The sequence below is a fragment of the Plantactinospora sp. CNZ320 genome (assembly GCF_002846275.1).
In genome coordinates this window covers 4,354,284-4,379,959 of record NZ_PJMP01000001.1, presented here as the reverse complement: position 1 = coordinate 4,379,959, position 25,676 = coordinate 4,354,284, and the positions used below count along the sequence as shown (strand labels likewise).

At 71.3% G+C, this 25,676-nt stretch carries 16 protein-coding genes and 1 riboswitch; of the genes, 13 read left to right on the top strand and 3 right to left on the bottom strand.

Features of this window, described 5'->3' with window-relative positions:
* The first annotated feature begins 126 nt into the window (after positions 1-126).
* A complete protein-coding gene (locus CLT71_RS19405; RefSeq protein ID WP_101368351.1) occupies positions 127-2,454 on the top strand; it encodes a bifunctional glycosyltransferase family 2 protein/CDP-glycerol:glycerophosphate glycerophosphotransferase in 2,328 nt (775 codons plus the stop codon).
* 102 nt (positions 2,455-2,556) lie between these two features.
* Positions 2,557-3,273 (top strand): hypothetical protein, encoded by a 717-nt coding sequence (locus tag CLT71_RS19400; protein ID WP_101368350.1) that lies wholly within the window; start codon positions 2,557-2,559, stop codon positions 3,271-3,273.
* A gap of 69 nt (positions 3,274-3,342) precedes the next feature.
* Here CLT71_RS19400 and CLT71_RS19395 read toward each other — a convergent pair whose 3' ends face one another.
* Entirely contained in the window at positions 3,343-5,001 is a 1,659-nt protein-coding gene (locus CLT71_RS19395; RefSeq protein WP_158242262.1) for a glycosyltransferase, read from the bottom strand.
* 155 nt (positions 5,002-5,156) lie between these two features.
* On the opposite strand from CLT71_RS19395, the gene CLT71_RS19390 reads away from it, so the two are divergent.
* The 3 genes from CLT71_RS19390 to CLT71_RS19380 all read left to right on the top strand — a co-directional run bounded on the left by CLT71_RS19390 (position 5,157) and on the right by CLT71_RS19380 (position 9,794).
* Complete coding sequence (locus CLT71_RS19390) at positions 5,157-7,178, top strand: glycosyltransferase (RefSeq protein WP_101368348.1); 2,022 nt, start codon at positions 5,157-5,159, stop codon at positions 7,176-7,178.
* 106 nt (positions 7,179-7,284) lie between these two features.
* Complete coding sequence (locus CLT71_RS19385; protein ID WP_101371598.1) at positions 7,285-8,592, top strand: ABC transporter ATP-binding protein; 1,308 nt, start codon at positions 7,285-7,287, stop codon at positions 8,590-8,592.
* Between the two features lie 65 nt (positions 8,593-8,657).
* Positions 8,658-9,794, top strand: a complete 1,137-nt coding sequence (locus tag CLT71_RS19380; protein ID WP_199187652.1) for a hypothetical protein — start codon at positions 8,658-8,660, stop codon at positions 9,792-9,794.
* A 15-nt stretch (positions 9,795-9,809) separates the two neighbouring features.
* Here the strand turns inward: CLT71_RS19380 and CLT71_RS19375 are convergent, their stop codons facing one another.
* Positions 9,810-11,819: an elongation factor G gene (locus CLT71_RS19375; RefSeq protein ID WP_101368346.1), complete on the bottom strand. Its 2,010-nt coding sequence runs from the start codon at positions 11,817-11,819 to the stop codon at positions 9,810-9,812.
* Positions 11,820-12,117: 298 nt separating this feature from the next.
* On the opposite strand from CLT71_RS19375, the gene CLT71_RS19370 reads away from it, so the two are divergent.
* From CLT71_RS19370 to CLT71_RS19345, 6 genes are all read left to right on the top strand, one after another.
* Complete coding sequence (locus CLT71_RS19370) at positions 12,118-13,653, top strand: multicopper oxidase domain-containing protein (RefSeq protein ID WP_101368345.1); 1,536 nt, start codon at positions 12,118-12,120, stop codon at positions 13,651-13,653.
* Between the two features lie 110 nt (positions 13,654-13,763).
* Positions 13,764-14,573 carry a beta-phosphoglucomutase family hydrolase gene (locus CLT71_RS19365; protein WP_101368344.1) on the top strand — a complete coding sequence of 270 codons (810 nt, stop codon included), beginning with the start codon at positions 13,764-13,766 and terminating at the stop codon, positions 14,571-14,573.
* A gap of 16 nt (positions 14,574-14,589) precedes the next feature.
* The gene (locus CLT71_RS19360) at positions 14,590-16,965 is read left to right on the top strand and encodes a glycoside hydrolase family 65 protein (RefSeq protein ID WP_101371597.1); all 2,376 of its coding nucleotides are present in this window, start codon (positions 14,590-14,592) and stop codon (positions 16,963-16,965) included.
* Between the two features lie 166 nt (positions 16,966-17,131).
* On the top strand, positions 17,132-18,367 hold the full coding sequence (locus CLT71_RS19355) for a serine hydrolase domain-containing protein (RefSeq protein ID WP_101371596.1): 1,236 nt from the start codon (positions 17,132-17,134) through the stop codon (positions 18,365-18,367).
* Positions 18,368-18,431: 64 nt separating this feature from the next.
* Positions 18,432-19,127, top strand: coding sequence for a response regulator transcription factor (locus CLT71_RS19350; RefSeq protein WP_101368343.1), 696 nt, complete (start codon positions 18,432-18,434; stop codon positions 19,125-19,127).
* Entirely contained in the window at positions 19,120-20,238 is a 1,119-nt protein-coding gene (locus tag CLT71_RS19345) for a sensor histidine kinase (protein WP_199187651.1), read from the top strand. Before CLT71_RS19350 ends, CLT71_RS19345 begins: the two co-directional genes overlap by 8 nt.
* A gap of 50 nt (positions 20,239-20,288) precedes the next feature.
* Here the strand turns inward: CLT71_RS19345 and CLT71_RS19340 are convergent, their stop codons facing one another.
* The gene (locus CLT71_RS19340) at positions 20,289-21,317 is read right to left on the bottom strand and encodes a VldE C-terminal domain-containing protein (protein ID WP_101368342.1); all 1,029 of its coding nucleotides are present in this window, start codon (positions 21,315-21,317) and stop codon (positions 20,289-20,291) included.
* A gap of 3 nt (positions 21,318-21,320) precedes the next feature.
* Positions 21,321-21,451, bottom strand: a riboswitch (cyclic di-AMP (ydaO/yuaA leader).
* Between the two features lie 226 nt (positions 21,452-21,677).
* Here CLT71_RS19340 and CLT71_RS19335 point away from each other — a divergent pair.
* Together CLT71_RS19335 and CLT71_RS19330 are read left to right on the top strand one after the other, a co-directional pair.
* Positions 21,678-24,320, top strand: coding sequence for a phospholipase D-like domain-containing protein (locus CLT71_RS19335; RefSeq protein ID WP_101368341.1), 2,643 nt, complete (start codon positions 21,678-21,680; stop codon positions 24,318-24,320).
* A 386-nt stretch (positions 24,321-24,706) separates the two neighbouring features.
* A complete protein-coding gene (locus CLT71_RS19330) occupies positions 24,707-25,660 on the top strand; it encodes an ABC transporter permease subunit (protein ID WP_101368340.1) in 954 nt (317 codons plus the stop codon).
* Positions 25,661-25,676 lie beyond the last annotated feature (16 nt).

The window sequence follows — 25,676 nt, the reverse complement described above, 5'->3', positions numbered from 1 at the left end:
GACCAGACCGGTACGCCGCAGCGGCGGGAGTGGGACGGATGACGCCGCCGGTGGGGTGACCGGGCACCCGTACGGGCGGCGCGGCGGAAAGGGACGCATGACGCTGCCAGCCGGGGTACGGCGCAGATGGCGCTGATCAGTTTCGTGGTGCCGGTCTACCGGGTGCAGGGCTACCTGCGGGAGTGCCTCGACTCGATCCTGGGCCAGCCGGTGGCCGACATCGAGGTGGTGGTGGTCGACGACTGCTCGCCGGACAGCTGTGGCGAGATCATCGCCGAGTACGCCGCCCGGGACGACCGGGTCCGGGTGGTGGCCCTGGATCGCAACGTCGGGCTGGGCGAGGCCCGCAACATCGGCCTCGACCTGGCAGGCGGCGAGTACGTCTGGTTCCTGGACAGCGACGACTGGCTGGTCGACGGCTGCCTGCCGGCGGTGGCGGAGCGGCTGCGCCGGGTCGCGCCGGAGGTGCTGCTCGTCGACCACGTGCGGGCGTACTGGGACCACCGGACGCTCGGCAGCGGTCTGGACCGGGCGGTGCCGGACTCCGGCGACGGGGTCTTCACCGTCCGGGACCGGCCGGAGGTGCTCGGTGTACTGCACACCGCCTGGAACAAGCTGGTACGCCGCCGCTTCCTGGCCGAGGTCGACCTGCGCTTCGGCCCCGGCTGGTACGAGGACGTGTCGTTCAGCTATCCGGTGCTGCTCGCCGCCGGCCGGATCAGCGTGCTGGACGTGGTCTGCGTCAACTACCGGCAGCGGCGTTCCGGTGCCATCACCCGGACCCGGGACGACCGGCACTTCGACGTCTTTCCGCACTGGCACCGGGTCTTCGAGTTGATGGCCCGCTGGGGGCCGGATTACGACGACCTCCGTCCGCTGATCTTCGAGCGGATGCTCTGGCACTACCTGATCGTGCTCGGCAACGGCCGGCGGCTCTCCCCGGAGCTGCGCCGGAGCTTCTTCGACCGGGTGGTGGCGGACTACCGGCGCTGGCTGCCGCCGGCCGGTTACCGGGTGCCGGGCGGGATCGACGGGCTGAAGCACCGGCTGGTGGCCGGCGGGCACTGGCGGACGTACGCCGTGCTGCGCGCACTGCACCACTCCCGGCGTCGGGGCGCGGCCGGACGCCTCGCCCGGCGATCATCGCGGCCGTCGCCGTCGCCGTCACGGTTGCCCCTGCCGTCGCCGCCGTTGTCGTTGTCGCCGCCGGCGCGCACCCCGGTGGCGCCGTCCCGGCTGCCGGCGGCGCTGTCCGGGACTGCCCGGCTGGGGCGCAAGGCGCTGCTCCGGGCCTACTACCACGTCCAACTGCGCCGTCCGCTCGATCCGACATTGGCCCTCTACGCCGCGTACTGGTACCGCGGCTACGCCTGCAACCCGGCGGCGATCCACCGCAAGGCCCGGGAACTGGCGCCGTGGATCCGGGGCGTCTGGGTGGTACGCCGGGACCGGGTGGCCGACCTGCCGCCCGGGGTGCCGTACGTGGTGGCCGGCACCCGGGCGTACTTCCGGGCGCTGGCCCGGGCGCGGTGGCTGGTCAACAACGTGAACTTCCCGGACTACGTGGTCAAGCGGCCCGGCTCGGTGCACGTGCAGACCCACCACGGCACCCCGGTCAAGGTGATGGGGCTGGACCAGCAGCGCTATCCGTACGGCGCGGCCGGGCTGGACTTCCCCAAGCTGCTGCGCCGGATCGACCGCTGGGACTACAGCATCAGCGCCAACACCTTCTCCACCCAGATGTGGGAGCGGGCCTATCCGGCGGAGTACCGGACCCTGGAGGTCGGCTATCCGCGCAACGACCGGCTGGTCAACGCCGGGCCCGCGCAGGTCGAGGCCGTCCGGCGCGGTCTCGGCATCGAACCCGGCGAGCGGGTGCTGCTGTACGCGCCGACGCACCGCGAGTACCGGCCCGGGTACTCGCCGCCGTTCGACCCCGCCGCCCTGCTGGAGATCCTCGGTCCCTCCGGCCGGCTGCTGGTCCGGGGCCACTACCTCGATCCGGACGCCTGTCCCGCCCCGGGTGCCCGGCCCGATCCAGGTGCTCCGGACGGTCGGGACCGGGTGCGCGACGTGACGGAACATCCCTCGGTGGAGGACCTCTACCTCGCCGCCGACGTGCTTGTCACCGACTACTCGTCCGCGATGTTCGACTACGCCACCCTGGACCGGCCCATCGTGGTCTACGCCCCGGACTGGGCCGAGTACCGGCGCGAGCGCGGGGTCTACCTGGACGTGCTCGCCGAGGGGCCGGGGGTGGCGGTGACGGGGTTCCCGGAGCTGCTGGCGGCGTTCCGGACCGGCGCGGTCGACGCCCCGCCGGCCGCCCTCGCCCGGAAGCGTTTCCGGGACCGGTTCTGCGCCCTGGACGACGGCCGGGCCGCCGAGCGGGTGGTCCGGCGGGTCCTCCTCGACGAGCCCGACCGTCGAGGAGATCCACGAACGGCGGATTGAAGGGCCGGACCTCCGCGCCCGTCCTGATCGTCGCGCGGAGGTCCGGAGCTCCGGGAGTCACCGAGGCTCCTGCATGGCGGCATCTCAGGGCATGATTGATCGGTGCGGGACTGGGTTGATGGTGACCTTGGCGCGGAGTTCGAGCAGCGGCTCGACGAGCTCCTCGCGGAACTCAGCCCGGACTGGCGGCATCCGGAGCTACCCGAGCCGTATCGCAGCAACCAGCGTTTCGTGGTGCACAACCGTAGGAACGCGAAACGTACGCATCTCGGTGACCTGCTGACAGCACGGCCCGAGGTAGCTGCTGCGTCCGCTGACCGTGTGCTCGCCATAGTCGCCTGCGATGAGGATGTGGCGTCCAACAGGCAACTGATCCACCCGCTGGTGGCGGCGCTCGGGCGACGCCCAGTACAGCGGTACCTGATCTCGGTGGTCGAGGCGGGACCGGAACACAAGAAGGTGTGTGCCGTACGTGCCTGGTACTGGTCCCAGGTCAGCCTCGTCTACGAATCCCTCAAAGACCTGCACGCACACCAGCCCACCCCAGCCAGCCGCACTGCGGACGACGAGGTGGCGGATCTGCGTGGCCTCTACCGGATCGCCTGCCTGACCGCATTCGTCACCTGCCGGCAGGTGGAGACCCGGGAGTGGCTGGCCCGCGGATTCCTTCTCAAGGACGCGTACTACCCGGCGAACCTGCACGGTCTCGTGGCCCAGGCCCGCGCGATCGCCGAGGGAGACGCACCTCGGTACAAGGACCTACTCGCTGCGGAAACCGACGGAACGAACGTGGCGCAGATCCGCTTCGACGGCGCCTGACCGGCGGGGTGCGCCGCAGTCGTACACATGTGCCATCCACAGCCTGTGGATAGAACATGTGTACGACGCTCAGTCGACCGGGGCGGTGCTGCTGGAGCGGCGTACCCGCTGCCGGACGCGGTCGGCGGCGAGCCCGGCGTACCGGCCGGCGACGAACCGGGTGGCCGAGGCGAGTGACCGGATCCCGCCGACCGGAATCGTCTCCACCCCGGCCAGGGCCGCCCGCCGGGCCCGTTTGTCCGACCGGACCACCAGCCGGGGGCGGGGCGAGACCCACTTGTTCTCCGGCAGCAGCCGCAGGTCGGCGACCCCGAAGTCGTCGCCGCTGACCCAGCGCCGCCCGGCCACCTCGGCGACCACCTCGTCGAGGGGCTCGTCCGGCCGGCGTACCCGGGCAGCACGGCTCAGTGCCGAGGTGCGCCAGAGCGACAGCCCGTCGTCAGGTGCCGTCGCGCCGACGGTCAGCAGCCGGACCAGGCCGACCTGCCACTGGTCGGCGACCGCCACCAGCCGGCGTACCGTGTCGGCGTCCACCCCCAGGTATGGTGCGATCTCCAGCAGGTACGGCGAGGGGTACCCGGTCGTCGGCAGCTGCCCGGCCAACTCCACCCGGGGCTCCGAGCGGTACGTCGCGGCGAGCAGTCGCCGGTCCAGCAGCGGGTCGGCCAGTACGGAGCGGCGGTCCTCGGTCAGTTCGGCCCACTGCGCCACCAGTACCACCCGCAGGTCGGTCTGGTCACCGGCGAGCAGCCGGTCGACGCAGGTGCGGACCATCTCGTACGGCCCGTCGACCCGGACCACCGCCACCACCAGCGGTACGGCCCAGCCGCGCTGTGCGGCGGGGCGCAGGTAGCGGGGCTGTGGCATCAGGTCCGCCAGGAACGGCCGGTTGTACCTGCGCAGCGCCTCGCCCCGGGTCATCATGTGCGACGCGCCGAGGTGCCAGCTCCGGGCCCGGGGTTCGGGCACGAAGACCGCACCCGCCTGGGCGAGCCGGTAGCCGAACTCGGTGTCCTCGCCGAGCCGCAGTTCGGGGTTGAGCCCGCCGGTCTCGGCGTAGAGGCTGCGCGGCAGTGCGGCGGTGGCGCCGACGTGTGCCCGGAAGTTCAGGTGGTCGCCGCCGCGGAGCTGGTCGGTGTCGTCGATGAGGCGTTCGACGTACTCGTGGGGTTCGGAGTCCTCGATCCGGAAGAGCCGGTCGGCGGTGCCGGCCGCGCAGCTCTCGGCGACCTGTTCCGGGGTGGGCCAGTCGGCGTCGACGAAGCGTTTGTAGCCGAGGGTGACCACCTCGTCGCTCACGTGTTGCCAGCGGGCCTGTGCCGCCACGTGCTCCGGAAAGACGACCATGTCGGCGTCGAGCCAGTGCAGGATCTCCCCGTCGCTGCGGGTCGCGCCGACGTGCAACGCGGCCGACCGGCCCCAGCCGTCGCTGTGCTCGGCGACCCGGAGCAGCCGGCAGTTCTCGGGGCGGATCGGGGGCAGGACCAGCGGCGGGTCGCTGCCGTCGTCGACCACCACCACCTCCAGCAACCCCGACGGGTACGTCTGGGCGCGCAGCGCGGCCAGGGTGAGGTCGAGTGAGGTTTGGCAGTCGTGGGCCGGGATGACAAGCGAGACGGACCGGGTCGGCTGCCAGTCGCCCGGTTCGGGCGGGGTGAGCCGGCTCCAGTCGTTGCGAAACAACCGGACCGGGGGATGGGCCGTCGTGGCCCGGGTGCGGCTGGACACGCGGCACAGTGTAACTATCTCGTCGCCGTGAGCTGATAATCGCGCGCCGCGTGGCGGGTGTCGGTCGAAATCGGCGGGGCCGTCGACTACGGTAAGTGTCTTCGTGATAGCGCCACGTAGGTTGGCGTCGGTGCTCGGCCGACGAAGGGATCGGCGTGCCAGGCAGGGACGAGCCGGAGAAGTACCTCCGCTGGCGGGTTGCCGTCGGCGAACCCGACGGCCGGCGACGGTGGTCGCCGGTCATGCTCGGCTCCCGACTGACCCGGATACCCGGCCCGCCCGCGCCGATCCGGGTGCCCGGCCAGGGCGTGGCGGAGCCGCCGGCCGGGGACCGGTCCGGACCCGCCTGGCAGCGGATGTTCGTCACCCGGATGGCCGTCGCCGCCCGGTCGGTGACCTGGCTGCGGCACCTGCTCGACCATCCGGTCGGGCTGACCCGGGTACGCCGGGTCGACATCGTCGTGCAGGACTGGGAGATCCCGCAGCGCGGCTGGTCCGGCCGGCTCGGACCGGTGCCGCACCTGCTCGCCCAGCGGGTCAGGCTGCCCCGGCACGACCGGGGACGCGCGGTCGTCGAGATCGAACTGCGCTGGTCCGTACCGCTGCGTTCGGTGGTGGCGGCCGTGCTGCCGCTGCTCACCCCGATCCGTCCACTGCCGACGCCGGGCAGCCCGGAGGTGACCGCCCAGGACGTCCTCCCCGGCTGGCTCGGCGCCGGACCCGGCCTCGCGGTGCTGGCCGGGGAGTTGCCGGGCAACCCGGCGGTACGCCCGTACGACCTGGTGCTCCGGCCGGACGGCGCTGACCCGTCGGTGGCCGGGGACGGGGCCGGTACGGCGTACCGGGGCCGGCTGACCGTGGACCGGCTCGGCGTGCCGGACACCGAGGACGGCGGCTGGACCGGGCCGGTACTGCTCGACGCCGAACACACAGTCCCGGTCGGCAGGTACGGCCCGTTCGGGCCGGACGCACCCCGGGCCGAGTTGACCTTCTCGCCCGGGGCGGACGGCGGGAGCTGGCGGATCCGGGGACCGGCCGGGTTGGACTGTCAGGGTCGGCTCGACCGGCCGTGGCTGACCGAGCGGGACTGGGCGGCGCTGGCCGGGATCGGGCTGCTCGACTGCGCGGTACCCGGACTGCGGCCCCGGGCCGAGGCGGCCCTGCTGCTGCACCTCGCGTTGGCCGGGGTACTGCTGAGCGCTCCCGGCCTGCCGGTCTCCTGCCGGGCGCAGTTGGCCGACGAGGTGGTCGAGTCGCTCCGCGCCCCGCTGCCGGACCGGCCCGGTGGCCGCGCCGACCCGGGAACCGAGCTGGACTGGGAGGCCAGGACGGTACGCCAGCGCCGGGCGGTACTGCGCCGGCACGCCCGGGGGTTCGCGCTGCCCCGGCTGGCGGCGGCCACCTTTCCCGGCCTCGGCGCGCTGCCGCCGGTCTCGGTGCTGCTGGTGACCCGGCGGCTGGAGCACGTTCTCGACGCGGTAGCGGCGGCGGCGGCGCAGAGCTATCCCGAACTGGAGATCGTGCTCTGCCTGCACGGCACCGGCCTGCCGGTCGAGTTGCGCCAGCGGCTGGCCGACTGTGGCCGGCCGGTGGAGGTGGTCGAGGTACCGGCCGGGCAGAGCTTCGGCGAGGCGCTGGTCGCGGCGACCGCCCGGGCCCGGGGCACCCTGGTCACCAAGTTCGACGACGACGACACGTACGGGCCGGAGCATGTCTGGGACCTCGTCCTCGCCCGGCACCACTCCGGCGCGACGTTGGTCGGCAAGGCTGCCGAGTTCGTCTACCTCGGCGCGCTGGACACCACCGTACGGCGGGACGCCGGGGCGGCCGAGAGCTTCGCCCCGGTCGTGGCCGGCGGCACGATCCTGATCGGCCGGGGCGACCTGGCCGAGGTCGGTGGCTGGCGGCCGGTGCCGAGTTCGGTCGACCGGGGACTTCTCGACCGGGTCCGCCGGGCCGGTGGGCTCGTCTACCGGACCCATCCGCTCGGCTACGTCTATCAGCGCCGGCCGGCCGGGCACACCTGGGACCCGGGTCTGGAGTACTTCCTGCGGGACGGCGGTGCGCAGTGGACCGGACTGCCCCGACACGGTGAGTTCGGTACCTCCGGCACCGGTCCGGCGTCGCTGACCAGCCGGTGGAAGTTTCATCAGCGGAGGTCGAATCGAGTCTGGTAACCGTCATGTCACAACGTGAACATGGCACGTTTACCCGATGGGCTTCCGTGATGATCCTCGTCACAGTCATTCCCGGGGCCGGCCATAACGCTGCGGGGAGGTGACGGTGACTACCGTCGCGCTCAAAGACGTCACGAAGGTGTTCCCGGATGGGACAGTGGCGGTCGACAACGTCAGTCTCGACGTCAATGACGGCGAGTTCATGGTGTTGCTCGGGCCTTCGGGCTGCGGAAAGTCCACCGTACTGAGGATGGTCGCCGGCTTGGAGGACCCGACGACCGGTGCCGTGATGCTCGACGGAGAACTGGCGAACGACGTGCCACCAAGAGACCGTGGAATTGCCATGGTTTTCCAGGATTTCGCGTTGTATCCGCATATGTCGGTGGGGGCGAACATCGCCTTCCCGCTCCGTCTCTCCGGTGTCGAGGAAGGGGCCCGTGGTGAGCGGGTCGCCGACGTGGCGAGCGCGCTCGGCATCGGCGACGTACTCGGCCGCAAGCCCAGCCAACTCTCCGGCGGGCAGCGGCAGCGGGTCGCGATGGGCCGGGCGATCGTCCGGCGACCGGGGCTGTTCCTGATGGACGAGCCGCTCTCCAACCTGGACAGCGGCCTGCGGGCGGAGTTGCGGGCCGAGATATCCGGGCTGGTCCGCGAGCTCGGGGTGAGCACCATCTACGTCACCCACGACCAGGCCGAGGCGCTGACCATGGCCGACCGGGTGGCGATCATGCGCAAGGGCGTCCTCCAGGACGTCGGTACCCCGACCCAGGTGTACGGCCGCCCCGCCACCCTCTACGTCGCCGCGTTCCTGGGCAGCCCCCGGATGAACCTGCTGGAGGCGACCGTCTACGTGCACCTCGACCGGTACGTCGCGCTCAACCTCGGCGAGCAGGCGCTCTATCTGCCCTGGGACGACATCCGGGCCCGCGCGGTGGCGCACTACCACGGCGAGCGGATCGTGGTCGGGATGCGGGCCGAGGCGCTGACCCCGGTGGCCCCGGACACGCCCGGCGACGTGTTGCAGGGGCGGATCCGCTATCTGGAGCACCACGGGCACGAGTCGCTGGCGTTCCTCGACATCGGGGCGACCGCGATCGTCGTCGACGACCTGGGCGGCCCGGTGACCGACGAGCGCCCGGCCGGAGGTGGCCGGGGACTGCGGCGGCTCGGCCAGGTGATGCAGCGGTTGACCGGGCGCGCCACCGGGGCGGGTCAGCAGACCCAGGAGGAGCGGGGCGGCCGGGGCAGCGTACTGGACCCGGGCCGGCACCACCGCCGTCCGGCCGAGCTGGCGGTACGGCTGGCGCCGTACCCGGCGGTCACCTCGGGCCACCCGATGGCCGTCTCGGTACGCATGGACGCGGTGCACTTCTTCGACGAGCGCGGCGACCGGATCGACGTGGGGTGGCGCTGACCGATCCTCGTCGCTTAACGTCAGTCGATTCCCCAATCATGGTTGTCCCGTTAGGAGAGCCGCTCGTGTCACAGGAACGACCCGGCCTGCTCGTGATCGAGCGGATCCTCCGCGACCGGCAGAGCATCTGGCAGCAGATCGTCGAGGAGCGTGACCTTGGCGCGCTCACCGGTCAGATGCTGGCCAGTTCGGCGATCGCGCTTGCCTGTTACGGCGCCGTGCTCGGCGCCTTCCACAGCGTGTTGATGGCCCTGACCTCGGCGGTGAAGCTGCCGCTGCTCTTCCTGGTCACGCTGGCCATCTGCCTGCCGACGCTCTATCTGTTCAATCTGGTCTTCGGGGCCCGGCTCTCGGTGCGGCAGGCCATCTCGATGGTGATGGTGGCGATCACGGTCACCTCGATGCTTGCCGTGGCGTTCGCGCCGATCAGCCTCTTCTTCCTGATCACCGCGCCGGACTACGCCTTCTTCAAGTTGCTCAACGTGGCGATCCTGACCATGTCGGCGCTGGTCGGGCTGCGCTTCCTGACCGGTGGGATGCAGGTGCTCAACGCACACGGCCTGCTCGCGCCGACCGCCGCCGCGACCACCGCCGACCAGTCGACAGTCGCCAACCAGCAGCCTGCCGCCGCGACCGTCGCCACCCAGCCAGCCGCCGCCGGTCAGCCGGTGGTGGCCGCGACGGCTGCCGGCCAGCCGGCCGTGCCGGCACCGGTCGAGGCCGCCGTGCCGGCGCCGCAGCCGGTCGCGGTCGGCGCGGTGAACGGCGAGGTGCCGGCCCCGGCGAGCACGGCGAACGGGGACGGACCGGTCACGCCCGCCCAGCCGGCGGTCGGCACACCGGCTCCGGCCGTGCCGGCGACCCCGGCACCCGCACCGCCGGCTCCGGTGCAGGTGTTGCCGGGGCAGCCGGTTCCGGTGCAGGTGGTCGGGGGGCAGTTCGTGCCGCAGTACCCCTACCCCCGGCTGGACCCGTACCCGGTCGGCCGGCCGGGAGCGTCGCACCCCGCCCCCGGCGGTCCCCGTCCGGCGAGCATGACCCTGCTCTACATCTGGATCATGCTCTTCGGGTTCGTCGGTACCCAGTTGGCGTGGACGCTGCGCCCGTTCTTCGGCGACCCGGAGCGGCCGTTCGCGCTCTTCCGCAGCATCGACGGCAACTTCTACGCGGAGATCCTGCGTAGCCTGGGCAACATCTTCTGAGGCCGACCTCCCCGGTCATCCGCCGGACCGGCGCGCACCGGTCCGGCGAACGACCTGGAGCAGGTACTCCTTGCGGTCCAGCGGGTTGTGGTCCGAGCGCGGCCGGCTCGGTGGCGTACCCCGGACCGGCTGGTACCGGTCGAAGGCGCAGTCCAGCGCCCCCTCGCCCCGGGTCAGCCCGGGCAGTTGCCGCTGCAACTCGTGCACCCTGGCCGCCGGGATCTCTCCGGTCAGCAGGTACGCCGAGCCTCGTGCCGTACTGGTCTGCGGCACTGCGCCGAGCCGGGCGAGTACCGGTGCGAGCGCGCCGAGCGTCTCCGCCGGCAGTTCGAGGTGGAAGCGGTGGATCGGCTCGTACACCCGGGTGCCGGCCGCCGCCAGCGCGCTGGTCAGCACCAGCGGGGTGAGGTTGCGGAAGTCCCCGGCGGTGCTCGACATGCTCTTGTCGAAGACCCCGTGCGAGTGGCTCTGCCGGGCCCAGTAGCCGGAGTGCGTCATGGTGACCGTGCAGTCGGGCACCTGCCAGCCGAAGATCCCCTGGTGCAGGGTCGACCGCACGGCCTCCTCGACCGCCTTGAAGAACGCCGGTGGCATCGAACCGAGTTCGACCTCCAGCCGGAACGTCACCCCGGCACCGGCCGGCGCGGGATCGACCCGGAGCCCGACGGTGGCGAGGAACGGGTTGGGCGGTACGCCGATCAGTTCGACCGCGCTGCCCGAGCCGACCGGCCGCTCGACGCATATCGTCGTCGACTCCCGGAAGCCGACCCTGATGCCGTACTCGTCGGCCAGGGTCGCCTCGATGACCTCCTTCTGCACCTCGCCGTAGAGCGACACCGAGAGTTCCTGCCGGACGTCGTCCCGGCGCAGGTTGATCAGCGGATCCTGCTCTGCGAGCTGGGCGAGCGCGGCGTGCAGCGCGCCCCGTTCGCCTGCTGCGGCGGGGAGCACCACGGTCTCCAGGGTCGGCGGGGCGAACTGGCGCTGCCGGGCGGCGGAGTTCCGGGGTACGCCGATCGGGTCGCCGATCCGGACGCTGTCCAACCCCCAGAGCATGCCGATCCGCCCCGCGTCGACCGAGTCGCTCCGGACCGCCGCGCCATTGTCGAAAACGCTTGTCGCGGTGACCTTCTCCGGCTTGACGCCGGGCCGGGCGAGCCGGTCCCGCACCCGGACCGATCCGGAGAACATCCGGACGTAGGCGATCTTCTCCCCGGCCGGACCACGCTCGACCTTGAAGACGGTGCCCGAGGCCGGGGCCGCCACCTCGACGTCGGCCGGCGGGAGCAGCTCCCGGACGCCGTCGACAAGCGCCCGCACCCCGGCGCCGGTGATCGCCGAGCCGAGAAACACCGGGTACACCGACGCCTGCCCGGTGTGCCGGGCCAGTTCGGCGCGGAGCCGCCGGTACGGGATCGGCGCGGTGCCGTCGACGTACGCGGCCAGGATCTCGTCGTCGTGCTCGGCGAGCTGTTCGGTCAGGCTGCCGACGAAGGCGGCGTCGGTCGGCGGGTACGGCGTGAAGTCGGCGTCCCGGGTGCCAACACCGTGCGCGGTGCCCATCGCAACGATGGCCGGGGTGAGCCGGTCGGCGACGGCCCGCAGCACCCGCCCGTCGTCCGCACCAGCGCGGTCGATCTTGTTTATGAAGATCAGGGTGGGGATGCGCAACCGGCGCAGCGTCCGCATCAACACCCGGGTCTGCGGTTGCACCCCCTCGACGGCCGAGATCACCAGTACGGCACCGTCGAGGACGTCGAGCACCCGCTCCACCTCGGCGATGAAGTCCGGGTGGCCGGGGGTGTCGAGCAGGTTGACCCTCAGGTCGTCCAGTACGAACGAGACGACGGCGGATTTGATCGTGATGCCGCGCTGCCGCTCCAGCGGCAGGGAGTCGGTCCGGGTGCTGCCGGAGTCGACGCTGCCGACCTCGTCGATGATGCCGGCGGTGTGCAGCAACCGCTCGGTCAGGCTCGTCTTACCGGCGTCTACATGCGCCAGGATTCCCAGGTTCAACGTACGCACGAACGGTCATGTCCTTCGGATAGCCGGAACTTCCTTCCTGTCGGGGCATGAACGTCGCTCGCACAATCTCTCCCTGGGTCGAGGCGGGGCCCTGACCGGCACGGTCAGGGCTGGGCTCCGACCAGCACACCAGCCCTGACGCCAGGCGGCAACCGGTTTCGCGGCCGGCCGGTCCCGGCCCCGAGGGCCTGTCCGGGTCTCCCTGAACCGTCCCTGAGTTCCGTCGCCCGTGCTGGACGGCGCTTCCATATGAAGGCAGGCTACATGTAGTTAGCTGAGATATGGGGAGGTGTCGGTAATGGCCGGCGGGGGATCACGGCTCTGGCTGCGGGTACTGCTCGGAGTCTTCTCGGTCGTACTGCTGTTGTGCGGGATCGGTACGGCGCTGGGTACCTGGGTCTGGAACCGGAACGCCATCGACACCCGGGGCAAGGTGGACTTCGTCAACCGGCTGGCCGTACCGCCGCTGGCCGAGTCGCGGATCGACGGCCAGGGGCGCCGGGTCTTCGACCTGCGGGCCCAGCCCGGCCGGCGTGACTTCGGCCAGGGCGGCAGCACCGCCACCTGGGGCTTCAACGGCGACTATCTCGGACCGACCCTGCGGGCCAGCCGGGGCGAACAGGTGCTGGTCAACGTCGTAAACGGGATCGGCCGGCCGACGAGCGTGCACTGGCACGGCATGCACCTGCCGGCGGCGATGGACGGCGGTCCGCACCAGATGGTCCGGCCCGGCGCGACCTGGTCGCCGTACTGGAAGATCAACCAGCCCGCCGCGACCCTCTGGTACCACCCGCACCCGCACGGCGAGACCGCCGAGCACGTCTACCGGGGGCTGGCCGGGATGTTCATCCTGGACGACGAGCCGTCGGCCGCGCTGGCGCTGCCCCGCCGGTACGGCGTCGACGACATCCCGCTGATCGTGCAGGACCGCAAGTTCACCTCCGACGGGCAACTCGACGAGGATCCCTCCTCGTTCGGCACCGTCGGCATCCTCGGGGACACCATCCTGGTCAACGGGACCGTCGGGCCGTACCTGGACGTCAGCACCGAACGGGTCCGACTGCGGCTGCTCAACGGCTCCAACGGCCGGACGTACGACTTCGGGTTCGCCGACAACCGGGCCTTCGACCTGATCGGCACCGACGGGGGCCTGCTGGAACGCCCACACCGGACCGGCCGGGTCCGGCTCTCGCCCGGCGAGCGGGCCGAGGTCGTGGTGTCGGTGCTGCCGGCGGAGCGGGTGGTGCTGCGCAGCTACCCGCCGGACCAGGGCAGCAGCGGCTTCCCCGGCGACCGCTTCTCCGGCGGCGACGACACCTTCGACGTACTCGAACTGCGCGCCGCCGGCAGCCTCGCGGAGTCACCTGAGGTGCCGGACCGGCTGGTACCGGTCGAGCGGCTCGACCCGGCGTCGGCCGCCGAGACCCGCCGGTTCCAACTGGCCGGATTCCAGATCAACAGTCGGAACATGGACATGGACCGGATCGACTTCGCGGTCACCCGGGACAGCACGGAGATCTGGGAGATCTACAAGCTGGACGGCCTCCCGCACAGCTTCCACGTGCACGACGTGCAGTTCCAGGTGCTCTCGGTGGACGGTCGGGAACCACCGCCGGAGCTGCGCGGCTGGAAGGACACCGTGCTGGTCACCGCGGGCGACACGATACGCATCATCGCCAGGTTCACCGACTACACCGACCCGAACATGCCGTACATGTACCACTGCCACATGCTCTTCCACGAGGACCAGGGGATGATGGGGCAGTTCGTGGTGGTCGAGCCGGGCCAGCGAGCCGGGCGCCCACCGGGCGGGCACGGTCACGCCCACGGCTGAGACGAGCGGGCTCCCCCGGCGGTACGGTCGCCGGGGGAGCCCACGGCCGCATCGGCGTGGCCGAACCCGAAACCGTGCCGCACGATGCCTTCCCGGTTAGGTTGTTAGGCGTGTTGGGCCTACCCGCGCACGTGACCGCCTGCCTCTTCGACCTCGACGGCGTGCTGACCCAGACCGCCCGAGTGCACAACGCGGCCTGGGCGGAGACCTTCGACGACTTCCTCCGCCGGCGGGCCGAGGCCACCGGTGAACCGTTCCGGCCGTACGACCCCGGCGACGACTACAACCGGTACGTCGACGGTCGCCCCCGGGCCGACGGGGTGCGCACGTTCCTCGCCTCCCGGCAGATCGTCCTGCCGGAGGGGGAGCCGGACGACCCGCCGACCGCCGACACCGTCAACGGGGTCGGCAACCGCAAGAACGTCATCCTGCTGCAACGGATCCACACCGACGGCGTGCTGGCGTACCAGGGATCGGTGGACTACCTGCACGCGGCGCAGGCGGCCGGGCTGCGCCGGGCCGTCGTCTCGGCCAGTGCCAACGCCGCCGACGTGATCGCGGCGGCCGGCCTCGAACCGCTGGTCGAGGCCCGGGTGGACGGCGTCGTCGCCCGGCTGCGCGGGCTGCGCGGCAAGCCCCATCCGGACACCTTCCTGGCCGGCGCCGAACTGCTCGGGGTCCGCCCCGACCAGGCGGTGGTCTTCGAGGACGCGCTGGCCGGGGTGGCGGCGGGCCGGGCCGGCGACTTCGGCTACGTGGTCGGGGTCGACCGGGTGGGCCAGGCCGACGCGTTACGCGCACACGGCGCCGACATCGTGGTGCGCGACCTCTCCGAACTACTTCCCGGGGCGGGCGGCGACCCGGCGGTGAGTGGTCGCGGTGCCGGATCGGCGGAGGCCGGGCCGGAGGTGGTCCGGTGACTGCGAGGAGGCGCCGATGATCCGGGAACGGGCCTATCCCGTCGAGCCCTGGCACGTCCGGGAGACCCGGCTCGACCTGGACGTACTCGCCCAGTCCGAGTCGGTGTTCGCGCTCTCCAACGGGCACATCGGGCTGCGCGGCAACCTGGACGAGGGCGAGCCGCACGGCCTGCCGGGGACGTACCTGAACTCCTTCTACGAGCTGCGGCCGCTGCCGTACGCGGAGGCGGGGTACGGCTTTCCCGAGTCGGGCCAGACGATCGTCAACGTCACCAACGGCAAGCCGATCCGGCTGCTCGTCGACGACGAGCCCTTCGACGTCCGGTACGGCGAACTGCTCAGCCACGAGCGGGTGCTCGACCTGCGCGCCGGCACCCTGCAACGGTCGGTCGAGTGGCGCTCCCCGGCCGGGCGTACGGTGCGGATCTGCTCGACCCGGCTGGTCTCGTTCACCCAGCGCTCGATCGCGGCGATCGAATACCGGGTGGAGCCGGTCGACGGGCCGATGCGGCTGATCATCCAGTCGGAACTGGTCGCCAACGAGCAGCTTCCGGCGCAGAGCCGGGATCCCCGGGTGGCGGCGGTGCTGGAGTCGCCGTTGCAGTCCGAGGAGCAGTTGGTGCACAGCGACGGCGCACTGCTGATCCACCGCACCAAGGCGAGCGGCCTGCGGGTGGCCGTCTCGATGAGCCACGAGGTGCACGGGCCGGAACGCAAGCTGGTCGGCACCGAGGCGTACGAGGACTGGGCCAGGACCACAGTCACCTCGGTGATCAAGCCGGGCGAGCAGCTCCGGCTGGTCAAGTTCGTCGCCTACGGCTGGTCGAGCCGCCGGTCCCGCCCGGCGCTGCGCGACCAGGTGGCGGCGGCGCTGGCCGGCGCCAAGTTCTCCGGCTGGGACGGGCTCTGCACCGAGCAGCGCAGCTATCTCGACACCTTCTGGGACGACTCCGACGTGCGGGTCGAGGGCGATCCGGAGGTGCAGCAGGCGGTCCGGTTCGGTCTCTTCCACGTGCTACAGGCCGGCGCCCGGGCCGAACTGCGGCCGATCGCGGCGAAGGGCCTGACCGGGCCGGGCTACGACGGCCACGCCTTCTGGGACACCGAGACCTTCGTGTTGCCGGTGCTGACGTACACCCTGCCGTCGGCGGTCGCCTCCGCGCTGCGCTGGCGGCACTCCACCCTGCACCTGGCCCAGGAGCGGGCCCGGACGCTGGGCCTGAGCGGCGCCGCGTTCCCGTGGCGCACCATCCGGGGCCAGGAGACCTCGGCATACTGGCCGGCCGGGACCGCCGGATTCCACATCGCGGCCGACATCGCCGACGCGGTACGCCGGTACGTGCAGGCGACCGACGACCAGCAGTTCGAACGCGAGGTCGGGCTGGAACTGCTGGTGGAGACCGCCCGCCTCTGGCGCTCGCTCGGGCACCACGACCGGCACGGCCGGTTCCACATCGACGGGGTGACCGGGCCGGACGAGTACACGGCGGTGAAGAGCGACAACGTCTACACCAACCTGATGGCCCAGCGGAACCTGCTGGCCGCCGCCGACGCCGCTGGCCGGCACGGCGAGGAGGCGTGGAAGCTCGGCGTCGACGACGAGGAGACGGCCGCCTGGCGGGACGCCGCGCACGACATGCACGTCCCGTACGACCCTGACCTTGGCGTACACCCGCAGGTGGAGGGCTTCACCCGCTCTCAGGAGTGGGACTTCGCCGGTACGCCGCCGGAGCAGTACCCGCTGCTGCTCAACTATCCCTACTTCGACCTGTACCGCAAACAGGTGATCAAGCAGGCGGACCTGGTGCTGGCGATGCACTGGCGCGGCGACGCCTTCACCGAGGAGGAGAAGGCGGCGAACTTCGCCTACTACGAGCGGCGTACCGTCCGCGACTCGTCGTTGTCGGCCTGTACCCAGGCGGTGCTGGCCGCCGAGACCGGGCACCTCGAACTCGCGCACGACTATCTGGGCGAGGCGGCCCTGATGGACCTGCACGACCTGAACCAGAACACCAGGGACGGCGTGCACGTCGCCTCGCTGGCCGGGGCCTGGATCGCCCTGGTGGCCGGGTTCGGCGGGATGCGCGACCACACCGCGACACTCTCCTTCGCACCCCGGCTGCCGAGCCGGATCGACCGGCTGGAGTTCTCGCTGCGCTACCGGGGCGTGCACCTGCGGGTCGACGTCCGGCCGCACGAGGCGACCTACGAGCTGCGCGACGGCGAGCCGGACGACGCCCTGGAGCTGCTGCACCACGGGGAGAAGGTCCGGATCACCTGTCTGGAGTCGGTGACCCGGCCGATCCCGCCGGCCCGGCCGACCGGTCCGCAGCCCGCCCAGCCGGCCGGCCGCGCCCCGGTCCGGCGCAACCCGGAGGGCGAACCGACCTGACCGCCACCGCTGGTGCCCGTTCGTGTCGTCGAAGTGATCTTCCCGGACGGGTATCGCGAACCTATTGAAAAACGCATACGCCGTCGCAACGGTCCTCCGGCTTCAGTGGAGGCACGACCCAGAGCGCGTCAGCGCCAGGTCTGTCGACTGGAGAGGGACCGTGATCATGGAATCGGATCCGACGCGTGGTATCGGCCGACGGCGGCTGTTCAAATGGGGCGGGCTGGCCACCGCCGGCGTGGTGGCGGCCGGCACGCCGCTGGTGACCGCCGGCATCGGCAACGCCGGCTCGGGCAGACCCGCCCGGACCCTGCCGGACACCCAGCCCGGCGGAGCCTACGACCGGTACGTGGCACAGCTCGCCGCCGAGGGCAGATTCTCCGGCGTGGTGCTGCTGTCGCACCGCGGCCGGACGGTGCTGTCCCGCAGCTACGGCATGGCCGACCGGGAGAGGGGGATCAGCAACCACGAGGGCACCGCGTTCACCCTCAGCTCGGCGGGCAAGCCGTTCAACGCGATCGCCATCCTTCAGCTGGCGCAGCAGGGCCGGCTGCGCCTGTCGGACCCGGTGGGCAGACACCTGACGGGCTTCCCCCAGGACATCGCCGAAAAGGTGACGATCCACCACATGCTCTCCGGCACCTCCGGGATGAACACCCCCGCGGAGGACATCCAACGGGTCTTCCAGAGCCGGGAGGAGGTCCACGAGTACCGGGAGCGGTGGGCCCACCAGTCGAAACTGGTGGGCGTGCCCGGCACCCCGAACGCGTTCCACGCCGGTGCCGAGACCGTCATCCCCGCGTTGATCGTGGAGGCGGTGAGCGGGAAGACGTACTGGGACTACGTCGAGGAGAACATCTTCCGGCGCTGCGGCATGACCCGCTCGGCGTTCTACACCAGGCCGCAGTGGCTCACCGAACGACACATCGCGCACCCGTACATGACACTTGCCGACGGAAGCCAGGTCGACGCCGTCCGCAACCTCGACCAGGGCAGCCCGTACGAGCACATCCTCGGGAGAAACCCCGGGCGCGCCTTCATCGACGCCATCGGGGACGGCGGCTTCGCCACCGCACCGGATCTGGTCCGCTTCGCGACCGCGTTGCGCGACGGCACGCTGCTGGACCGGCCCTGGGCCGACGTACTCACCGCAGCCAAGATTCCGCACGGCCCGGCCTCGTTCGGCACCTACGGGCCGTCGGCCGAGATCGCCGGCGGTCAGTGGGTGATCCAGCGCGCCGGTGCCAACCCCGGCGTCTGCGCCAACTGGACCATCTACCCGGACACCGGCTGGGTCGGCGTCATCCTCGCCAACCGCGACGACGTGCCGTTGGTGGAGATGATCGGACGGGAGACCCAGGCCATCACCGGAGCCGCGCCCGGCGACGGGGGCGGTGGCTGAGCCGGCCCGGCGACCGACGCGAAGGATGGATGACCGTATCTTCCGCTGATCGTAGGGTCCAGGGATGCGCGTACTGATCGTGGAGGACGAGCCCCACCTGGCCGAAGCCGTCCAGGACGGCCTGCGGCTGGAGGCGATCTCCGCCGACATCGCCAGCGACGGTGTGGCCGCCCTGGAACGGCTGAGCGTCAACTCCTACGACATCGCGATCCTCGACCGCGACATCCCCGGACCCTCCGGTGACGAGATCGCCCGACGCATCGTCGCCTCCGGCAGCGGCATCCCGATCCTGATGCTCACCGCCGCCGACCGGATCGACGACAAGACCTCGGGATTCGAACTCGGCGCCGACGACTATCTGACCAAGCCCTTCGAGTTTCAGGAACTCGTACTCCGGATCAGGGCGCTCGACCGTAGGCGCGCCCACCGCCGGCCTCCCGTGCGGGAGATCGCGGGTCTGCGTCTGGATCCGTTCCGCCGCGAGGTCTACCGCGACGGCCGCTACGTCGCGCTCACCCGGAAGCAGTTCGCCGTGCTCGAGGTGCTCGTCGCGGCCGAGGGAGGTGTGGTCAGCGCGGAGGAACTCCTGGAGCGGGCCTGGGACGAGAACGCCGACCCGTTCACCAACGCCGTACGCATCACCGTCTCGGCACTGCGCAAACGGCTCGGCGTACCCGGGATCATCGCCACGGTGCCCGGGGTCGGCTACCGCATCGACACAGCACGCGGCGCGGTGCCCGAGAGGGAAGACCGTGGATAGGGCAGCCGGCCTGAGTGTCCGGCTCAAACTCACCCTCAGCTACGCCGGATTCCTCATCGTCGCGGGTGTCCTGCTGCTCGGCACCGTGTGGGTCTTCCTCCTGCGTTACGTACCCGACCCACCACACAGGGATTTCGACCGCGACCCATCCGGCTTCCGCGCACCGGTCCTGCAAAGTCCCACCCGCGACGACCTCCTGCAGGCCTTCGCTCCACGGGCGGCCCAGGTGCTGGTGTTCCTGCTGGTGTTCGGACTCGTGGGAGGGTGGATCGCCGCCGGCCGGATGCTCACCCCGCTCACCCGCATCACCGAGGCCGCCCGCCTGGTCAGCAACGGATCGCTCGCACACCGGATTCGGTTACCGGGCCGCAGGGACGAGTTCCGGGAACTCGCCGACACCTTCGACATCATGCTCGCGCGGCTCCAAGCACACGTCGTCGCGCAGGAGAGATTCGCCGCCAACGCGTCCCACGAACTGCGCACCCCGCTCGCCATCTCGCAAACGCTGCTCGACGTCGCCCGTAACGACCCCGGGCGGGACCGGGACGAACTCATCCAACGGCTGCACGCCGCCAACACGCGGGCGATCAACCTCACCGAGGCACTCCTGCTGCTCAGCCGGGGCGACCGCGGAAACCTCCCCCGGGAGAGCGTCGACCTCTCCCTCGTCGCCGAGGAGGCCGTCGAAACGCTGCTTCCCTTCGCCGAACAGCGCCGGACCACTGTGGACGTCACCGGCGGGGTCGCCTGGACCAGCGGTTCCGCCGAACTCCTGCTGCGAATGGCGACGAACCTCGTGCAGAACGCCATCGTGCACAACCTGCCCGTGGACGGCACCGTGACTGTGCACACCGGGGCGTACGGCGACACCAGCGTGCTGCGGGTCGAGAACACCGGCCACCGGCTCCCACCCGAACTGCTGCCGACCCTCACCGAGCCCTTCCAGCGCGGCACGGAACGGGTACGCATCGACGGGCACCCCGGCGTCGGCCTCGGCCTGGCCATCGTGCACAGCATCGTCCGTGCCCACCACGGAACCCTCGACCTGGCCCCCGGCCCCGCCGGTGGGCTCCTCGTCACGGTCCGGCTGCCCGGGAGGCCGCGACCCTGACGCGGGTCCCTCGACCGAGCACCCACCGCCCTGACCGAGCGGCACTGCGGCTAGATCAGGGACAGGTGCACGTGGTTGGTGTGGTCGCTTGACGGGTCTCCGTGTGCGCCGCCGTACGACTTCCAGCCGGTCGTCGGCAACCAGATCTGCCGGTACCAGATCACGTACAGCACCCCGAGCCGGTCGGCGTTGCGGACGAAGAACGCGGCCAGGTTGTTGCCGTACGTCCGGTCGGCGCCGGTGGCGGCACCCCGGAAGCCGCCCGCCTCGGCGGAGAAGTCGCAGGCCCGCCCCTTCGGGTGCTCGTACGGCCCCCCGGGGCGGTAGCAGCCGGTGAACCGGGCGAAGCCGGCCCGACGCGCCTCGGTGTAGGCGTGCAGGGTGCGTGCCGTGACGCAGCCCGTGGTGGTCGGGTCGGGCTGGTCACACGCCTGCGGTGGCCAGGAGCCGTCGGTGGCGCGTGGCGCGGGCCGGGCCACCGGTGAACTGGCGCTGACGAACCCTCCGGTGGAGGCGCCGCCGACCTGGGCCAGCGCCCGCTCGGCGGCCTGCTTCTGGCGCAGCATGATGGCGAGTTGACGGCGCTCCTCGATCACCTCGGCGTCGAGCGCCCGCTTGGCTCGGGCGGCCCGCTCCCGGGCCTGGCCGAGCGCACGCAGTGCGTCGTTGTCCCGCAGGGCCACCGCCTCCAGGCCACGGGCCCGCTCCAGGAGTTCGTCGGCGGAGCCGCTGTGCAGCAGTACCAGCACCGGGCCGATCCGGCCGGTCTGGTACGCCGTCCGGGCCACCTGCTCGACCCGGGGCCGCAACTGCGCGATCCGTTCCTCGACCCGGCGTAGCTCGGCGGCGATCCTCGCCTGCCGGGCTTTCGCGTTGGCCAGGGCGTTCCTGGCCTGTAGGTAACCCCGGCCGGTCGATTCGAGCACGTCCCGCAGGAGCGGGGTGTCGCCTTCGTCGCCGAGGACGGCGGGGCTGTTCGCCTCCGCCACGCCGGGCCGGAAGGCCGCCCCGGCGAGCGCGCCGAACGTGGCGAGCAGGGCCAGGGCCAGCGGAAACCGCCGACGTGTGGATCCCGTCATGCATGTCCCTCCGTCGCCCGCCTACCGAGTTAGCTGACGGGTTCGGGACGGAACAAGTCCCTACCGCGGTTGCGGACTCACCCCACCTACCTGGGTCCCCGGCTCACCCGAAAGTGATTCGGCGGCGGTCACGCCGGCGCGGAGGGGTGCGCCACCGGGCGAAACCGGGGTCAGCCTACCTGATCAACTGGGTCGAACAGGTGGATTTCGCCGCGATCGGGCGTGGAAATTGCTTCAAGACCTGCCGGGCGCGGTCGGTGGCGGGCCGAACCGGCGGGGCGGAAATCGAGGGTGATCTTGGATACCCTGATCGGCCGCCGAGCTCTCGGTGGCTCTCTCGCCCTACAAGGGAGTACCCACATGCCTCGACGTCTCCGAGTGCTCCTGCTCGGCGTCATCGTCGCGGTCGGCTCGGTCACTCTGCCAGCCGCCCACGCCAACGCCGCTGTTGTGCCCGTCACCAGCGGGAACAGCACCGTGCTCTTCCTGCGGCCGAATCTCGACCCGGTGCCCGATGCCGTCTACGCGACCCCCGACCCCGGCCGGAACGGCGCGCACTTCCTGCCGTACCAGACCCCCGGGCTCCGGGACCAGATCGCCGACCTGATCGCGCTGGCCACACCCGGCTCCACCGTGTACGGCTCGCTCTACACCTTCTCCGACCAGGGGATCACCGACAACCTGCTGGCGGCGCACGCCCGCGGCGTCAGGGTCCGGCTCATCATCGAGGCGTGCACCAGCGGCACCACCGCGTCCTGCGGGGCACAGTCCAACCAGGTGGGCCAGCTCGTCACCGGGTTGGGCGGCTACCGCGCCGGTGCCACCGGATCGTGGACCTGGCAGTGCCGCATCTCCTGCTCGTCCGGCGGGACGGGCATCAACCACAACAAGTTCTGGGTGTTCAGCGGGCTGTCGGACGGGCGTACCGACGTCACGGTGGTCAGCTCGGCCAACCCGACCAAGCCGCAGCAGCAGATGTGGCAGAACCAGGTGCGGGTGGACAACGACCCCGCGCTGGCCGACGCGTTCCGCAACTATGTCGGGCGCAAGCTCCTGGTCACCGGCACCGCGAAGTCGTACGAGCGCGGGCACGTCGACGCGGGCAGTACCCGGATCTGGTTCTCGCCCCGCGAGTCGCCGAGCGCCAGCGAGAGCACGACGATCGCGGCATCGTTCAACCCGCAGAGCAGCCGCTCCGACATCGTCGCCGCCGCCATCGACGACGTGCAGTGCTCGACCAGCAGCTCCGACGACATCATCCGGGTGGCGATGTGGGGTTTCCGGGCCGCCCGGCCCGAGGTGATCGACGCGCTGGGTGACAAGCAGGCCGCCGGATGCACCGTCGAGGTGGCCACCGGCGAGCACCAGGACGCGATGGCCGGCCTGACCGCACGCGGCATCGGCGTCTACGCGATGGACCCCGGCGGATGCCGGCAGTCGTTCTTCACGGTCGAGCCCGGCGTCAACGGCGAATGCTCCGACGGCAGCATCCACTCCAAGTACCTGCTGGTGCAGGGCGTGTCCCGCAAGGACAACCAGATGCACCGGTACGTCTACACCGGCACGCAGAACCTCACCAACGGTGCGTTGAGGAAGAACGACGAGACCTTCATGCGCCTCGACGACCCGTCCCTCTACAACGGATACGTCGCGGACTTCAACGCCATCAAGAACGCCGTGGTGACCATTTCGCCGAACCGGTACCCGGGGGCCAGATTCGCCACCGCGAACCTGCTGGCGACCGGTGACCAGTTCACCCCCGCGGTCGCCTCGACCCGGGACTCCGCAGGCCGGAACGTCACCGTGTCCGCGTTCGCCTCCGGCCGGGAGAGCGGGCTGAACAACGAAATCCGGTTGGGCCGGTTCGTCGACGGGGTCCTGCAGTCCGAAGTGGCCGTCCGGACCGGAGGCGGTACCAACTGGAACTACCGCACCCCGGACGTGGGCATCGCCGGCAACGGCGACGCGGTGGTGACCTGGGCCGACGACAGCAACGGCAACGGCGGGTACGAGATCCGGGCCCGCCGGGTCCGCCCGGACGGCACCATGGGCCCGGTGGTCAACGTGAACTCCATCGCCGACGGCGACCAGAGCGAGCCGTCGATCGCGGTGCTGCCCGACGGGCGGTACGCGGTGACCTGGCAGGACACCTCGACGGCCGGGGCCAGCTCCATCCGGTACGCCTCGTTCTCGGCGTCCGACGCCCGGCTCTCGCCGCTCACGGGCGGCTACGACGCCCCGGTCCAGGCCGTGGCCGGTGGCACCTACCGCAAGCCGGACGTGGCCGCCACCTCGACCGGCACGGTGGCCGTCGCCTGGGAGGACGACGAGGACGGCAACGGCGGGTACAGCATCCGGGCCAAGACCGGCACCCTGGCGGGTGCCTTCGGCGGCACCGTGGCGGTGCACACCGGCTCGCTCTCCGACGGCCAGCAGCGCGACCCGGCAGTGGCCATCGCCGACTCGGGTACCTGGTACGTCGCCTGGTACGACGGGCACACCGCCCGGACCGGTCAGGACGGCAACCCGCAGTCGCAGATCTACGTACGGGGATTCACCGGCTCCACGGCCACCTTCGCGGCCCGTACCGTCAGCGGCCCGATCTACAGGTGGAGCACCGGTGCCAACGGCGCCTACCAGGTCAGCGCGCAGACCCCGTACCAGTCGGACCGGGTGGGACGGCAGGCGCGCCCGGACATCGCGGTGGACGGCTCGGGCAACGCCGTGGTCACCTGGCAGGAGAGTGGCCAGGCGACCGGACTGACCAGTGCCAGCAGCGGCACCGAGGTCTGGGCCCGGGGGATCGGTCCGGACGGGACGAGCGGCAACAGGTTCCCGGAGAGCCGGCTGAGCGTCATCACCGCGAACCGTCAGGACCAGCCGGCGATCGGTTTGGACCCGACCGGGGTCTTCACGGTGGTCTACGCCGATGACTGGGACGGCAATGGCGGTACCCAGTTGAAGATCCGGTACGGGCTGCGCAACTGCGCCCAGACCTGCTGACCGCACCCGCCCGGACCGATCCCCGCGCCGCGCGGGGAGCACGGCCCGGGCGGGTGCCACCTGCCCGACCGCAGGCGTACCGACACCGCATGCCGGTGACGGACGGTGATCCAGTCGTCGCAGACCCAGCTCGATCGGGTCAGCTCTGATATTCGCCTCCGCTGCGGACCGCCGGCTGTCCCGGATCGGGCTCGGGGCCTCCCTCGCAGGTGAGCGGGGGTGGCGATGGCGCCAAATCGTGATTCGTCGGCGGGATCAAACCGTTGACGTGCCCTCGATCACGTCTCTATGGTGAACCACCAGTTCACTCAGTGATCCGATGCGGCAGGGTCAGCCGCCGGATCTCACGCCAGACGACGCTTCCGAGAGATTCGGAGAGTGCCTGCATGACCGCGACAAGAACCGCCACCGCCTCGGTGGTCGCCGAGGGTGGACCGGCCGGACCGGTGGACCGCGAGACTCCCCGCCGACCCGGCCGCCTCTCCGCCGTGAGCAGACGCGTGCGGAACGCCGCCGGGGCCGCGCTGGTCATCGTGGCGCTCGCCGGCGTCTGGGAGGGCTACAAGGCGTTGGGGCGTGCCGTCGGCGACGTCGTACCCGGCACCGGGGTCAAGTTCCCGGTGGCCACCGACGACCTTTCGATGCCGCACGTCTGGTCGATCATCGGGGCCCTGCTCGAACCGGCCCGACGGGGCGACCCGACGACGCTCGGCATGTATCTCCTCGGCGAGACCAGCGTGACACTGCGTGAGGCTTTCTACGGTCTGGTGGCGGGCTCGTCGCTCGGCCTGCTGCTGGCGGTTCTCTTCCTGCACGTGGTGCCGGTCAGCAAGGGACTGATGCCCTGGTTGGTGGCGTCGCAGACGGTACCGCTGGTGGCGATCGCCCCGATGATCGTGATCTGGGGTGGAAAGGCCGGCGCGCCACCCTGGGTGGCGGTGACCGGCATCGCCGCCTATCTCGCGTTCTTCCCGGTCACCATCAACACCCTGCGTGGCCTCAAGTCGCCGCCGAACGTCCAGTTGGAGTTCATGCGCAGCGTGGGCGCGGGCCGGTGGCAGGTGCTGGGGTGGCTGCGGGTCCCGGCCGCCCTGCCCTTCGTCTTCGCCGGGCTCCGGCTCGCCGCCACCGCGAGCGTGGTGGGCGCGATCGTGGGCGAACTCTCCGCCGGCACCGGCCGGGGAATCGGCCGGGCGATCCTCACCTTCGCCTACTACTACTCCAACGGTCCGGAGAACCTCTACGCGGCAGTGCTGGTCGCGGCGGCGGCCGGCATCGTCTTCGTGCAGTCCCTGGCGCTTCTTGAGCGCGTGGCACTACGCAACCGGCAGACCCGATGAACACCCCTTCCGCCTC

What these genes read in the sequence shown, in the direction of transcription:
- CLT71_RS19350 (WP_101368343.1), top strand. Translation starts at nt 18,432, where the DNA reads ATGCGCGTACTGATCGTGGAGGACGAGCCCCACCTGGCCGAAGCCGTC.
- CLT71_RS19335 (WP_101368341.1), top strand. Translation starts at nt 21,678, where the DNA reads ATGCCTCGACGTCTCCGAGTGCTCCTGCTCGGCGTCATCGTCGCGGTC.
- CLT71_RS19340 (WP_101368342.1), bottom strand. Translation starts at nt 21,317, where the DNA reads ATGACGGGATCCACACGTCGGCGGTTTCCGCTGGCCCTGGCCCTGCTC.
- CLT71_RS19370 (WP_101368345.1), top strand. Translation starts at nt 12,118, where the DNA reads ATGGCCGGCGGGGGATCACGGCTCTGGCTGCGGGTACTGCTCGGAGTC.
- CLT71_RS19330 (WP_101368340.1), top strand. Translation starts at nt 24,707, where the DNA reads ATGACCGCGACAAGAACCGCCACCGCCTCGGTGGTCGCCGAGGGTGGA.
- CLT71_RS19405 (WP_101368351.1), top strand. Translation starts at nt 127, where the DNA reads ATGGCGCTGATCAGTTTCGTGGTGCCGGTCTACCGGGTGCAGGGCTAC.
- CLT71_RS19360 (WP_101371597.1), top strand. Translation starts at nt 14,590, where the DNA reads ATGATCCGGGAACGGGCCTATCCCGTCGAGCCCTGGCACGTCCGGGAG.
- CLT71_RS19355 (WP_101371596.1), top strand. Translation starts at nt 17,132, where the DNA reads ATGGAATCGGATCCGACGCGTGGTATCGGCCGACGGCGGCTGTTCAAA.